Annotated in this window: 12 protein-coding genes and 1 riboswitch; of the genes, 6 read left to right on the top strand and 6 right to left on the bottom strand. The window is 62.4% G+C overall.

Annotated features, from left to right (window positions below):
• The first annotated feature begins 117 nt into the window (after nt 1-117).
• The 6 genes from Q4I12_RS08365 to nifS all read left to right on the top strand — a co-directional run bounded on the left by Q4I12_RS08365 (nt 118) and on the right by nifS (nt 4,971).
• Nucleotides 118-780, top strand: a complete 663-nt coding sequence (locus Q4I12_RS08365) for an HAD family hydrolase (RefSeq protein WP_302261305.1) — start codon at nt 118-120, stop codon at nt 778-780.
• A 6-nt stretch (nt 781-786) separates the two neighbouring features.
• Nucleotides 787-1,509 carry an ATP-binding protein gene (locus tag Q4I12_RS08360; RefSeq protein WP_302261304.1) on the top strand — a complete coding sequence of 241 codons (723 nt, stop codon included), beginning with the start codon at nt 787-789 and terminating at the stop codon, nt 1,507-1,509.
• A gap of 91 nt (nt 1,510-1,600) precedes the next feature.
• Nucleotides 1,601-2,527: a homoserine O-acetyltransferase MetA gene (metA, locus tag Q4I12_RS08355; RefSeq protein WP_204625620.1), complete on the top strand. Its 927-nt coding sequence runs from the start codon at nt 1,601-1,603 to the stop codon at nt 2,525-2,527.
• An 11-nt stretch (nt 2,528-2,538) separates the two neighbouring features.
• Complete coding sequence (locus Q4I12_RS08350) at nt 2,539-2,988, top strand: RrF2 family transcriptional regulator (RefSeq protein ID WP_302261303.1); 450 nt, start codon at nt 2,539-2,541, stop codon at nt 2,986-2,988.
• Nucleotides 2,972-3,814 carry a Fe-S cluster assembly protein NifU gene (gene nifU / locus Q4I12_RS08345; protein WP_040368928.1) on the top strand — a complete coding sequence of 281 codons (843 nt, stop codon included), beginning with the start codon at nt 2,972-2,974 and terminating at the stop codon, nt 3,812-3,814. The genes Q4I12_RS08350 and nifU overlap by 17 nt, the downstream gene beginning before the upstream one ends.
• Nucleotides 3,815-3,816: 2 nt before the next feature.
• Nucleotides 3,817-4,971 (top strand): cysteine desulfurase NifS, encoded by a 1,155-nt coding sequence (gene nifS, locus Q4I12_RS08340; RefSeq protein ID WP_168934631.1) that lies wholly within the window; start codon nt 3,817-3,819, stop codon nt 4,969-4,971.
• A gap of 752 nt (nt 4,972-5,723) precedes the next feature.
• Here nifS and tnpA read toward each other — a convergent pair.
• From tnpA to Q4I12_RS08310, 6 genes are all read right to left on the bottom strand, one after another.
• On the bottom strand, nt 5,724-6,179 hold the full coding sequence (tnpA, locus tag Q4I12_RS08335; protein ID WP_302261302.1) for an IS200/IS605 family transposase: 456 nt from the start codon (nt 6,177-6,179) through the stop codon (nt 5,724-5,726).
• A 344-nt stretch (nt 6,180-6,523) separates the two neighbouring features.
• Nucleotides 6,524-7,021, bottom strand: a complete 498-nt coding sequence (gene nrdG, locus Q4I12_RS08330) for an anaerobic ribonucleoside-triphosphate reductase activating protein (RefSeq protein ID WP_168934632.1) — start codon at nt 7,019-7,021, stop codon at nt 6,524-6,526.
• Nucleotides 7,014-7,181, bottom strand: a complete 168-nt coding sequence (gene nrdD / locus Q4I12_RS08325; protein WP_006003899.1) for an anaerobic ribonucleoside-triphosphate reductase — start codon at nt 7,179-7,181, stop codon at nt 7,014-7,016. Before nrdD ends, nrdG begins: the two co-directional genes overlap by 8 nt.
• 39 nt (nt 7,182-7,220) lie before the next feature.
• Entirely contained in the window at nt 7,221-9,476 is a 2,256-nt protein-coding gene (locus Q4I12_RS08320; RefSeq protein ID WP_204625619.1) for an anaerobic ribonucleoside triphosphate reductase, read from the bottom strand.
• Between the two features lie 197 nt (nt 9,477-9,673).
• Nucleotides 9,674-9,850, bottom strand: a riboswitch (cobalamin riboswitch).
• 355 nt (nt 9,851-10,205) lie between these two features.
• Nucleotides 10,206-11,507, bottom strand: a complete 1,302-nt coding sequence (locus tag Q4I12_RS08315) for a lactate racemase domain-containing protein (protein ID WP_239463798.1) — start codon at nt 11,505-11,507, stop codon at nt 10,206-10,208.
• Nucleotides 11,508-12,062: 555 nt separating this feature from the next.
• Nucleotides 12,063-13,655: a DUF4139 domain-containing protein gene (locus Q4I12_RS08310; protein WP_204625049.1), complete on the bottom strand. Its 1,593-nt coding sequence runs from the start codon at nt 13,653-13,655 to the stop codon at nt 12,063-12,065.
• Nucleotides 13,656-13,666 lie beyond the last annotated feature (11 nt).

Genomic DNA, 13,666 nt, shown 5'->3' with positions numbered 1-13,666 from the left:
TTTGCAGGCTATCCACGACTTGTGAAAACGGCATGACATTTGCCGCCGGATGATTTTGCGGCTATACTGCGTCCTGCCTTGACGGCCACCCTGCCCGGCCCATCTTTCGGAGGTCACATGAAAGCCTGTTTTTTTGATCTGGACGGAACCCTGCTGGACACTCTTGCCGACATCGGCGGCGCCTGCAATGCCGTCCTTGCCGCCCACGGCTACCCTGTCCATCCTGTCAGCGCCTACCGGCGGATGGTCGGCAACGGCTTCCCCATCCTCATGCGCCGGGCCCTGCCCGAATCCGTGGTGGCCCAGGGACCGCAGGAACGTCTGGATGCCCTGACCGAAGAAGGGCGCCGCTACTATGCCGCCCACCTCAGCATCCGCACCACGTCCTATCCCGGCCTTGTCGCGGCCCTTGGCCGCCTGCAGGATGCCGGGCTCCGGCTGGCCGTGCTCTCCAACAAGCCGGAAGACCTTACCTGTGCCCTGGTCCCGCTGCATTTTCCCGGCATCCGTTTCGACGCGGTGCGCGGCGGCCGTCATGACGCGCCCCTCAAGCCCGACCCCACGGTCCTTCTGCAGATGGCTGCCTCCATGGGCGTGGCCCCGCAGGACTGCGCCTATGTGGGCGACAGCGACGTGGACATGATGACGGCACGCAATGCGGGCATGACGGCCGTAGGCGTGGCCTGGGGATTCCGGGGCGCGGCCGAGGTACAGGCCGCCGGAGCGGACATGGTGGCCGCCGATGCCGAAGAACTTGTAGATATCCTTTTGAAAGCCTGAGGTGTTATGGAACGTCCCATCATCGAGATCGACGAAGAAAAATGTGACGGCTGCGGCCAGTGCGTGCTGGACTGCGCCGAAGGTGCCCTTGCCGTCGTAAACGGCAAGGCCCGCCTGATCCGCGACAGTTACTGCGACGGCCTGGGCGCCTGCCTGAACTGTCCCCGTGGAGCCCTGCGCATCGTCATGCGCGAGGCCGAAGCCTTTGACGAAGCGGCGGCCCTGGCGGCCAAGGCCGCCCGCGATGGCCAGGCCCGTCCGCAAGGCTGCCCCGGCAGCCGGCCCCGCACGTTCGCCGCCCCCGGCAACATCGCTGCCGCTCCCGCCCTGACGCCTCTCTTTTCCGCTGCCGACAACGACATCCCCGACAGCCTGCGTGCCCGTACCCCCAGCTGGCCCATCCAGCTGCGTCTGCTGCCGCCCCAGGCTCCCTTCCTGAGCGGGGCCCACGTCCTGCTGGCCGCCCAGTGCTCCGGCTTCGTCCTGCCCGGTCTGCATACGGACTGGCTGCAGGGCCGCATCCCCGTCATCGCCTGCCCCAAGCTGGACAACAACGGTGACTATGCCGAACGTCTGGCCCGCCTGTTCGCCATGCGCCCTGCCAGCGTCACCCTGCTGCGCATGAGCGTCCCCTGCTGCGCCGCGCTGGAACATCTGGCCCGCCAGGCGCAGGAAGCCGCCGGCAGCCACGCCGCCCTGCATTGCCACACCGTCCGCCTGCCCCGGTAAATCCTTACAAAAACCCCCGGAATAGCCTTGACAAAAACATAGCAGATAACTATGTTTTATTCCGGAACACATCTTGACCAACGAGGAAGCCATGCCCATCCAGATTCCCGCCGACCTGCCTGCACGCAGCGCTCTGGAAAGTGAAAACATCTTTGTCATGACCGACGAACGCGCCGTCCGCCAGGACATCCGTCCGCTGGACATCGTGATCGTCAACCTCATGCCCACCAAGATCGCCACCGAGACACAGCTGCTGCGCCTGCTGGGCAACTCGCCCCTGCAGGTCAACATCACCCTGCTGCGCACGGCGGAGCATCAGTCCAAGAATACGCCCCTGCAGCATCTGGAGCGTTTCTACAAGACCTTCAGCGAGATCCGCCACCGCAGCTTCGACGGCATGATCGTCACCGGGGCTCCCGTGGAGCATCTGCCCTTCGAACAGGTGGACTACTGGCAGGAACTGCTGGACATCATGACCTATGCCAACGGGCATGTCTTCTCCACGCTCTACATCTGCTGGGCCGCCCAGGCCGCCCTGTACCACTTTTACGGTGTGCCCAAGTACGAACTGCCTGAAAAGCGTTCGGGCATCTTCCGCCACCAGGTCCTGCACCCCGACTGTCGCCTGTTCCGCGGCTTCGACGACGACTTCCCGGCGCCGCATTCGCGCCACACCGAAGTCCGCGCCGAAGACGTGCGCCGGACGCCCAACCTGCGCATCCTGGCCGAATCCGACGAGGCGGGCCTGACCCTGGTGGAGAGCCTGGATCACTCCCAGGTCTTCATGACCGGTCATCTGGAATACGACCGCGGGACCCTGGACGCGGAATACCGCCGGGACCTGGCCCGCGGCATGAATCCCCATGTGCCCAGCCACTATTATCCCAATGACGATCCCAGCCAGCTGCCGCGCATGAACTGGCGGGCCCATGCCCACCTGTTCTACAACAACTGGCTCAACTACTACGTTTATCAGGAAACCCCCTACGACTTCGTCATGCAGGGTCAAAACTCCTGAGCGAGGCTGCTATGAAGTTTTCCACCAGAACCCGCTACGGTCTCCGTTTCCTGCTGTGCCTGGCGGCCCAGCCCGACAACTCCCTGCTCCAGCTGGGGCAGGTAGCCCAGGAGGAATCCATCTCCCCCGGCTATCTGGAACAGATCGTGCGCGCCCTCAAGCCGCTGGGCATCCTGCGTGCCGTACGCGGTTCCGGCGGGGGCTATGCCCTGTCCAAACCACCGTCAGAAATCAATATGGAGGATGTCTTCCTGCATCTGGAAGGCGAGATATCCCCCGTTTCCTGCCTCGGACGCGGCAAAGTCTGCCAGCGCGAGGGGCTTTGCTCCACCAGAGCCTTCTGGCATCAGCTGGACGAACACGTCCGCGACTTCCTGCGCCACCAGACCCTGCAAAACATCATCGAATCAGAAAGATCCTGTTGCCAGGATCCGGGAGAACATCATGTGGAACTACACTAACGCCGTCCATGAACATTTTCTCCGTCCGCATAACGCCGGCCCCATGGAAGATGCCAACGCCATCGGCGAAGTGGGCAGCCTGGCCTGTGGCGACGCCCTCAAGCTCTATCTGAAGATCAACGATGAAGGCATCATCGAAAAGGCCAGCTTCGAGACCTTCGGCTGTGCCAGCGCCATCGCTTCCAGCTCCGTGCTGACCGACATGGTCAAGGGCATGAAGGCCGAAGACGCCCTCAAGCTCACCAACAAGGAGATCGCCGAAGCCCTGGGCGGCCTGCCCAAGGAAAAGATGCACTGCTCCGTCATGGGCCAGGAAGCTCTGGAAGCCGCCATCCGTCAGTGGAAGGGCGAGACGCCCGTGCCCCACGCCCATGAGGAAGGCCGCCTGGTCTGCAAGTGCTTCGGCATCACCGATGCCCAGATCATCCGCGCCATCCGCGAGAACGGCCTCAAGACCGTGGAAGAGATCACCAACTACACCAAGGCCGGCGGCGCCTGCGGTGACTGTCAGGACCAGATCGCCGAGATCCTGGCCGCCGAGCTCAAGCAGAAGCCCCTTACCGAACTGCGCCCGGTCAGCAAGCCCCGCATGACCAACGTGCAGCGCATGCAGCTGGTCATGAAGACCATCGAAGAAGAGATCCGTCCCCAGCTGGCCGCCGACGGCGGCGACATCGAGCTGGTGGACGTGGACGGCAAGCGCGTGGTCGTGTCCCTGCGCGGCCGCTGCGCCCAGTGCCGCTCCAGCGAAGTGACCATCCGCAACCTGGTGGAACGTGTCCTGCGTGAACATGTGGAAGCCGATATCGTCGTCGAGGAAGCCTAGCCATGAAGACCATCTATCTCGATAACAACGCGACCACTGCCGTGGCTCCCGAAGTCCGGGAAGCCATGCTGCCCTACCTCACGGATCTGTACGGCAACCCGTCCAGCATGCACACCTTCGGCGGCCAGGTGGGCCGCGCCGTGGAAGAAGCCCGCGAACGCATGGCCGCCCTGCTGGGCGCCCATCCCGACGAGATCATCTTCACGTCCTGTGGTTCCGAAAGCGACAACGCCGCCATCTGGTCCGCCCTGCAGACCCAGCCCGAAAAGCGCCACCTCATCACCACCCGCGTGGAGCATCCCGCCATCCTCAACGTGGCCCAGTACTGGGAACGCCAGGGCTACCGCGTGACCCTGCTCGGCGTGGACAACAAGGGCCGTCTGGATCTGGACGAATACGCCGCCGCCCTGTCCGACGACACGGCGCTGGTCTCCATCATGTACGCCAACAACGAAGTGGGCAACGTCTTCCCCATCAGCCGCATGGCGGAGATGGCCGCCGAAAAGGGCGTGCTCTTCCATACCGACGCCGTGCAGGCCGTGGGCAAGGAAGCCATCGACCTTGGCAAGCAGCCCATCTCCATGCTCTCCCTGTCCGGCCACAAGCTGCACGCGCCCAAGGGCATCGGCGTGCTCTATGTGCGCAAGGGTGTGCGCTTCCGTCCCTTCCTGCGCGGCGGGCACCAGGAACGCGGCCGCCGTGCCGGTACCGAGAACGTGCCCTACATCGTCGGTCTGGGCATGGCCGCCCAGCTGGCCGGGCAGCACATGCAGGAAGAACGCACCCAGGTGGCCCGCCTGCGCGACAAGCTGGAACAGGGCCTGCTGGCCGCCATCCCTGACTGCATGGTCAACGGCGATCCCGAGAACCGCCTGCCCAACACCACCAACATCGCGTTCAAGAACGTGGAAGGCGAAGCCATCCTGCTGATGCTGGACCAGCTGGGCATCTGTGCCAGCTCCGGTTCCGCCTGTACCTCCGGCAGCCTGGAACCCTCCCATGTGCTGCGCGCCATGGGCGTGCCCTTCACCTACGCCCACGGCTCCGTCCGTCTCTCCCTTTCCCGTTACACCACGGAAGAAGAGATCGACTTCGTGGTCGAGAACATGCCCCAGGTCATCAAGACCCTGCGCGCCATCTCGCCCTTCAAGAACTAACGAGGATATGCGGGGAGGGAGGGAACTTTTCCTTGCGGAAAAAAGTTCCCTCCCTCCCCTGCACCCCTCCCTCCTTCAAAAACCGCTCATACTTCCACAAGAAAGCCCTCCTGGCCTGCAGGCCCGGAGGGCTTTCTTGTGGAAGGCGCATGCTGCCCCACGCTGTCTGTGATGTCGCATCCGGGCTTTTTTCTTTCGGCAAGTCCCCTGCAAGACCAGCCTGCGCCCAAAAAACAAACGCCTGCACAAGGCAGGCGTTTGGCATACGGGCTGTGAAGTCGGTCACCGTCGCACAACGAGGGGGACAGGTACACAGCTCCGAGGAAAATGTTTTCGGGATTGGACGGGGGACTGGGAGAAAGAAGGCCAGCTCTTACAAAAACGCCCTTTTCCCCAGTCGGTACTCCGACAAAATTCACGTCCCCATTTTGACGGCAGATCGTCATCCGGCCTTCATACATATGACGACGAACGGCGCCATAACGGTTTCGGATGTCGGAGCTGTTCGCCCCAAGCCTCCGGGGAGCGCATCACAGGGACACCTCCTCTTCTCCTGCGGATGCCTGATCCGGGCTTGCATCATGGCGCGAGCTGGCCTTGCGCTTCTGCATTCCGAGTATCCCCGGTGAGCGCCCAATCAGAACCACCCGCAAAGCGGGTGGTTTGCTCTGGCCCTGTAAGGGCCTGTTACCGGCTGCGCCTAAAGACGCTGGCTTTCACGCTGTTCAAGCCCAGTGCCCTTGCCGCCTTGGCTACCCCTTAAAGGGGTCTTGATATTCGCGTGATGTCAGCTTGTCTCTCATAATGTCGTGACGTTCCTGATCCTGGATATATTTTTTGATCGTTGCCTCATTACGCCCCACCGTACTGACATAATATCCTTCGGCCCAAAATTTTCTGTTGCCAAACTTATATTTAAGGTTTGCGTGCTTATCGAATATCATCAACGAACTTTTCCCTTTCAGGTAGCCCATGAAATTTGCCACACTGATTTTAGGAGGAATGGACACCAGCATGTGGACATGATCCGGCATCAGATGCCCTTCCAGAATCTCAACCCCTTTATATTTGCAGAGGCATTGCAGAATTTCTTTTATACTTTCACGGAGCTGTGCGAAGATTATTTTTCTTCTATATTTTGGAGTAAAGACGATATGATACTTGCACAACCATTTCGTATGCGCTAGGCTATGAGCCTTGGTTCCCATAACAAAAACACCTTTCCGTTAATGTTGCGATGGGCTTGAACAACTTCATCGTAGCGGAAAGGTGTTTTTGTGTGTATAACGTATTGTCTCCACCCGCATAGCGGGTGGTTTTTTGTTTCGCGCCTGTCAGGCGCTCAACAGGCTAAAGCCCATAACAAAAAAGCCTGCGCAAGGCAGGCTTTTGACATACGGGCTGCGACGCCAGCTACCACCACACAACGACGGGGACCGGCATGCAGACCTGAAAAAAGTTTTTTCGGGGTTGGATGGGGGCCTGGGGGAAGGAAGGGGCAGTTTTTACAAAAAACGCCCCTTCCTTCCCCCAGCCGGCACCCCGGCAAAAATCACGCCTCCACGGGGCGCAGGGCTTCGATGGCGGCCCTGTCCAGGACACGCTGGTTGGAGCTGCCGCGGAAATCCAGCTCCAGATCGCGCAGGGCTTCCACATAGGGACCGTCCACCAGCACGTCCACCTTGTCCAGCAACCGGCCCACGGCCGGGATCTTTTGGGCAAGGCTGTAGAGTTCCTCGCAGGTGTAACCGCTGTAGGCGTAGACGTTCTTGCCCGCGGCGTGCACGGCATCGGCCAGGTGGCACAGGGGCTCGGCCTGGACGAAAGGCTCGCCGCCGGAGAACGTGATGCCCGACAACAGGGGGTTTTCCATGAACTGACGCAGGATGTCGTCCGTATCCCGGAACTCTCCGCCGTCGAAGTCATGGGTCTGCGGATTGTGGCAGCCCGGGCAATGATGGGGACAGCCCTGGGTGAAGACCACGTAGCGCAGTCCGGGACCGTCTACGATGGACTCTTCCACAATACCGCTGATGCGGAGCCTAGGCATGCTTGACGCGGTCGCGTTCTTCGGCACGCTTGGCGTTGTTGAAACGGTCAAGCGTCCCCACCAGATAGCCGGTGATGCGGCGCACGCGTTCAAAAGCCACGCCTTCGCCTACCATTTTCACTTCGGCTTTGGTCTCGGTCAGTTCAGATTTCATCAGCATGGTCCAGGCTCCTCCTCTTGGGGTAAAAAGTGACGGAAACTAACGGCAGCAGTTGGGCATGTGCGGATACTTGCGGCGCAGCATCTTGAGCGTTTCCTGACTCACGGCCTCGCCCTCCTTGCGCCCGCAGCGGGGGCACTGGCCGTTGATGACGCCCACATAGCCGCACACAGGGTCGCGGTCCAGCGGATGGTTGATGGATCCGTAGCCCACACCCTTGTCGTGCATGAAACGGATGATGGTCTCAAAGGCTTCCAGGTTCTTGCAGGTATCGCCGTCCAGCTCCACATAGGTGATATGACCGGCATTGGTGAAGCTGTGGTAGGGCGCTTCCAGCTCGATCTTGCGGAAGGCCTTGATGGGGAAATACACGGGCACGTGGAAGGAATTGGTGTAGTACTCCCGGTCCGTGACGCCCTTGATGACGCCGTACTTCTTGCGGTCCAGGGCCACGAAGCGGCCGCTCAGACCTTCGGCAGGCGTAGCGATCAGGGTAAAGTTGAGATGCGTCTTGGCGGCTTCGTCATCGCAGCGCTTGCGCATGTGTTCCACGATGCGCAGGCCCAGCTTCTGGGACTCTTCGCTCTCGCCGTGATGCTTGCCGGTCAGGGCCACCAGGGTCTCGGCCAGACCGATGAAGCCCACGGTCAGGGTGCCGTGCTTGAGCACTTCGGCCACGCTCTCGTCCCAGTCCAGCTTTTCGGAATCCAGCCAGATGCCGTTGCCCATCAGGAAGGGGTAGTTGCGCACCTTCTTGGAGCACTGGATGTCGAAGCGGTGCAGCAGCTGGCGGAATACCAGGTCGATCTGATCGTCCAGCAGCTGGAAGAAGCGGTCCAGATCGCCCTTGGCCTCGATGCCCAGGCGGGGCAGGTTGATGGACGTGAAGCTGAGGTTGCCGCGGCCACAGGTCACCTGGCGGTCGGGGTCGTACACGTTGCCCAGCACGCGGGTGCGGCAACCCATGTAGGCCACTTCGCTGTTGTAGTCACCGGGCTTGTAGTACTGCAGGTTGAACGGCGCATCCAGGAAGCTGAAATTGGGGAACAGGCGCATGGCCGAGGTCTTGATGGCCATCTTGAACAGGTCGTAGTTGGGGTCGCCTTCGTTGTAGTTGACGCCTTCCTTGACCTTGAAGATCTGCACCGGGAAGATGGAGGTCTCGCCGCTGCCCAGACCGGCCTGGGTGGCCAGCAGCAGGTTGCGCACCACCATGCGGCCCTCGGCGGAGGTGTCGGTGCCGTAGTTGACGGAGCTGAAGGGCACCTGCGCACCGGCGCGGGAATTCATGGTGTTCAGGTTGTGCACGAAGGCTTCCATGGCCTGATAGGTGCGGCGGTCGGTGATGCGCAGGGCTTCCTCGGCGGCGTAGGCATGGGCGGCACGCACCAGATCGCGCTCGTTTTCGGCCACCAGGCCTTCCATGCGCTTGCCCAGTTCGTCCACATCGGCCATGCGGATGGCGGGCATCACGGGCAGCAGGATCTGCTGGCTGAATTCCTCGGCCTGGGCGGCATCCATGCCGGTCCTGATGCGCACGAAGGCGGTGAAGGCGTGGCGGTATTCCTTGCGGAAGGTCTTGGCCACGCCGCCGGCCATGGCGTAATCGAAGTGCGGCACGCTCTGGCCGCCGTGCATCTCGTTCTGGTTGGCCTGGATGGCGATACAGGCCAGGGCGGAATAGCTCTCGATGGAATTGGGCTCGCGCAGATGGCCGTGACCGGTGGAGAACCCGTTGCGGAACAGCGGGATCAGGTCGATCTGGCAACAGGTCTCGGTGAGCATGTAGAAATCCTTGTCATGGATATGGATGTCACCGTTGATGTGCGCGGCCGAGGCGTCCTTGGGCAGGACGTAGTTGTCGGTGAAATATTTGGCCCCTTCGGAACCGTACTTGAGCATGGTGCCCATGGCCGTATCGCCGTCGATGTTGGCGTTCTCGCGCTTGATGTCTTCTTCGATGGCGGGCGCGTAGGTCAGGGTCTTGTAGATCTCCATCAGGTACGATTCCGCGTTGCGGCGCTTGGTGTGCTCGGCGCGGTACAGGATGTAGGCCTTGGCGGTCTTGGCGTAATCGTACTGGATCAGGGTCTCTTCCACCACGTCCTGGATCTCTTCCACATGGCGGAGGTTCTGGGCTTCGAGCTTGCGGCAGACCTTTTCGGTGACGAACAGGAGATCCGTGGGGGACATGTCCTCGCCGGACGCCTTGTTGGCCTTGGTAATGGCATTGAGAATCTTGACGGAATCAAAGGCGACCTCGGTCCCGTCCCGCTTGATGATGCTCGCAAGCATGTTTTCCTGCTCCAGATCCAAAGATATTTGTTTTCCTGACCCGTTTTAGGGTCAACACAAAAGACCCTCCCTGTAGGGGAGGTCTCAGGCCCTGAAAAATCGCGAAAAAAAGGTGGAAAAAAGATACGGACGCCCGTCGACAGAGTGTCATGACGTCCCTTCCCAGCGGCAAAAACCCGTTGCCGTGAGGCTGTCCCCATGGACAAGCGGCAGAAGCAGGTCTTCCGGCTCGTCACCCTGCTCCCGGCCTTCCCGGCGGTTGCCAGTGGCGCACGGGGGGAGCAGGTTCTGCGACTTACGGCGGCGGGTCCGCTCCCGGATCTCACGGGATTCCCGATGAAGCTCGTAGCAGCGCTTCTGCCCGCTCAAGATGGCAAAAGGAGCCCCAACTGTCAACACAGAGTTTTTGTAAGTATTTTACAACATTTTGAAATAATTGTAAAAAATTACAAGTCTGCGCCAAGACAGGCAATTTGCCAAAGTCCGCGCCAATTCTGGGCTGGCGGGATTTTTGAATCCACAGACCACTCCGCCTGCGTCGTTTTTCACAACTTGCCGCCCTGCCGGAGCTCCCTTTTCCGCATAAAAAAGGGCTCTCCTCCGGGAAGCGGGTCCCCTGCCAGACGCCCCCTGCCGGATGGCACAGCCCGCGTACGGACCGCGCATCCGGCGGGGACCCGGTTTCAACCGGCGCGGGTACCCGAAGGTGCCCGCGCCAGCCTGTGGTCGCTAGACCGCCAGCTTGGGCAGGGTCGAGGCGCCGTGCGGCATGATGATGGTGCGCACGTCCAGCTCCTGTCCCAGGAAATGGCGGGCCTTGTCCAGGGCCTCGTCCAGGCTATGGCAGACATGCATCTTCGTCTTGCCGAACAGGGCGGCATCCATGTCCGTCACCAGGATGAGGTTGTGTTTCTCGGCCGCCTCGGCAAAGAGGAAGCCCACATAGCTGCCGATGGAAAAAGTATCGCGCAGGGCCTTTTCACGGGCCTGCATGTCGCTGTAGGCGCAGATCTGCGTCTCCACATCGGGGTTGCCGAAGCCTTCGGAGCAGCGGGAAAGCAGGATCATGGTCCCGCCCGGCTGCACGGCGCTCAGGGCGTTGCTCAGCAGCTTGATGGTCTGGTAAAGGTTGATGTCCTTGGGGTAGCCGCCCGCGCTGGCCACCACCAGGGGGGTACGCTCGGGGATGGTCACGCCTTCCATGCTGTCCACCAGACGGCAGGCCGCCGCATGGGACTGGACCCAGTCACCGGCAAAGGCCTTGATGATGCGGTAATCGTCATTGACCACCACATTGAGACCGAAGCAGGGCCGGGCCATGGCCGCGGCCTCGAAGATGTCGGCATGGAAAATGTTGGTGTCCGCCATGTTGGCGCTGCGCACGTCGGCGTTGGTGCCGTTGCCGAAGCCGGGGTTCAGGGCCTGCTTGTGATGGCGCTGGATGGTCTCGTAACCGGCGATGCCGGGCAGCAGCATCTTGCCGCCGCCACCGAAGCCCGCCAGGAAGTGGTAGACCACGCCGCAGGTGATGATGATCTTGTCACAGGCCATGGCGTAGCTGTTGAACCACACCGGCGTGCCGCGGCTGGTATCGCCCACGTGCACCAGATGGGCCGTATCGCGGCAGTCGTGGTCGATGACGCGGATACGGCGGCAGATGTCCTCGCCCAGCAGACGGGCCTGCTCGTCGCCCATGTGGGCACGGTGCGTGCCCGTGGCCGTGACGATGAGGATGTCGCTGTCGGGGATGCCGCAGGCGTTGAGCTCTTCCACCATCACGTGGACGTAGACCGCGGGCGACTGCCACAAGCGGGTCACATCGGGCACCAGCAGGCAGATCTTCTCGCCGGGGTTGACGATGTCCTTCAGGCAGGGCGAGCCGATGGGATGGCGCAGGGCCTCACGCACGGCCTGATCCGGTTCCATGACCGGCAAGGACACAGGATTGGACTCCAGCACGGCCGCCAGGTTCTTGTCGGCCACCGGCATGGTCCAGGAAATATCACCATAGTGCAGCGTATGTTCTGACATGACGCACCTCATTCCCTCTAAGGCCAGAAAACAGCGGAACAGCTCCGCAGAGGTCTGCGACTATAGGCCCCTCGCCCGCGGGCCGCAAGCCCAAAATCCGGGGAACCATCCGATTTTATTTTATAAAATATCACATACCAAGCACTTTGCTTTGATTCCGTGCCGCCTGCCGGACTGCGCCCCGGCCCATTGATCCCCCTCCTCTCCCGCCCTTGGTAAACGGGATCGAACCAAACAGCCCGCAACATCCACGCCTGCCCCTCTCCAGACAGCGGCGGGGACCGGCAGACAGACCTGAGCAAAAGTTTTTTTCAGGGGTGGATGGGGGCCCGGGGGAAGGCGGGGACAGTTTTTACAAAAAACGTCCCCGCCTTCCCCCGGCAAACCAGACCTGCCCCCACCTTCAGACAAGTACCGAGTCTCTTCTTCCCGCCATCCCTGTCCGGCGACCAGCCTGCGAAGAGACGAAAAAAGGGCGGGATGTCCCGCCCTTGTCCGGCCTCCAGTCCCTCCCGCCGTCAGGCGACGGAAGGGACCTCACAACAAAAAAACGTTTTACGGCGCCACAGGGCTCAGGCCCAGCTCGGCCGGTGCGCTGACGTTCACGCCGTGGCTGATGCTGCGGCTCTCGCCCGCGGGCACCTCCACCTTCCAGAACAGGCTGTGGTCCTCGCCCTTCTGCGCCCGGGTGCCGTCCAGCGACACTTCCACGGACTTGTTGACGGGCAGGGGCTCGGGCCGCTCCACACGCACCGTCACGGCCTGGGCACGCGCGTTGTGCACCGTGTAGGTCCAGTTCCAGCTCCAGGTCTGGCGCTTGCCGATGATCCCGGTCTCACCGCGACGTTTGTCGTCCGTGGTGGTGGTCACCGACACGCGGGGATCCACCCCGAAATAGAGGCGCACCTTATTGCCTTCGGGCACGAAACGCCCCGATCCCACCGGCAGGCCGTCCACGGAGAACTCGGCCTGGGCCGAAGGCCAGGGGGTGCTGTCCAGCGCCCGTTCCACCATCAGCCACACCGGGCTGCCCTGCTCGTCAGGACGGGCCACCCACTGCAAGGGGGCCTTCCATTCTTCCTGCCGCAGCACAAGGCGTTCCTGCCCCTGCGGCAGGGTCACGCGGCCCAGATCCCAGCGGGCATAGGTGCCCTTGTCCAGCACCGGCACAGGAGCGGCGGGAGCGTTGGGCGCGCTGTCGGCCCGGGCGGCCAGCACCACAGGGGCGGCCTTGAATTCCGCAGCGGCCCGGGCGTAAGGACGCGGCACCGGGCCATCGTCCACCCGCCAGACAGGCAGGGCGGGCGCATCCAGCGGACGGGCGTCCTGCCAGACGATGGACAGGTCACACCCGCGCCAGTCCATGCCCGAGTTCTGGCGCAACCGGGCCGTCAGGAGCACGCGGACGGTGCCTTCTTCCGGCCGGGCATCCAGATCATAGACGGGATCCCAGCCGCTGTTGTCCAGCGTGTAGGCGTAGCGTACGCGGACCTTCCCGGCCGGTGCGCCGTCCAGCAGCAGGATCACCAGCTGGCCGCTCTCCGTCACGCGCGGCAGGCTGGCCAGCACATTGCTGATGGTCTTCAGCTCGCGCTGCAGGGCGGCCTGACGCTCACGCAGACGGGGGATGACTTCGGCCATGCGGGCATCCAGCTTTTCCAGAGCTTCCAGGCTCCGTTCCCCGGCATGGGCCGTCCACAGGCCAAGGCGGGCCGAGACGGCTTCCAGCTCCCCTTCCACGGCACGCTTGCGGGCCAGCAGATCCTGGCGGCGGCGGGCGTCACCATCGGCCACGGCGGCCGGGGCCACCCGGCTGCGCCAGCTGGCAAGACGCACGTCCCCCAGGTCGAACTGCAGGTTGCGGGCGTTCTCGGGCACGAAAAGTTCCACACGCCCCACGCCGTCCCGCACACGGACCTCCAGCTCTTCCTCCCCCTGCACCAGCGCGTGGGTGGGGAAGAGGGAGACCTGCTTCGGACGCAGGAAGGTATGCGGCGCTTCGTCCACCAGGCCGAACGTGGCCGCGGTGGCGCCTTCGCGGGCCCAGACCGGCCCGGATACGGGGACAAGGCTCATGCCCGCCAGCAGGAGCGAGACTCCCAGCAGGCGGGAAGGGATACGACGGTGTCCAGTTGTCTTTTGTTTCATCATCCTGTTCC

It is taken from the genome of Desulfovibrio piger (assembly GCF_951793255.1).
Lineage (GTDB): Bacteria > Desulfobacterota > Desulfovibrionia > Desulfovibrionales > Desulfovibrionaceae > Desulfovibrio.
This window is presented reverse-complemented; position numbering and strand designations above follow the sequence as displayed.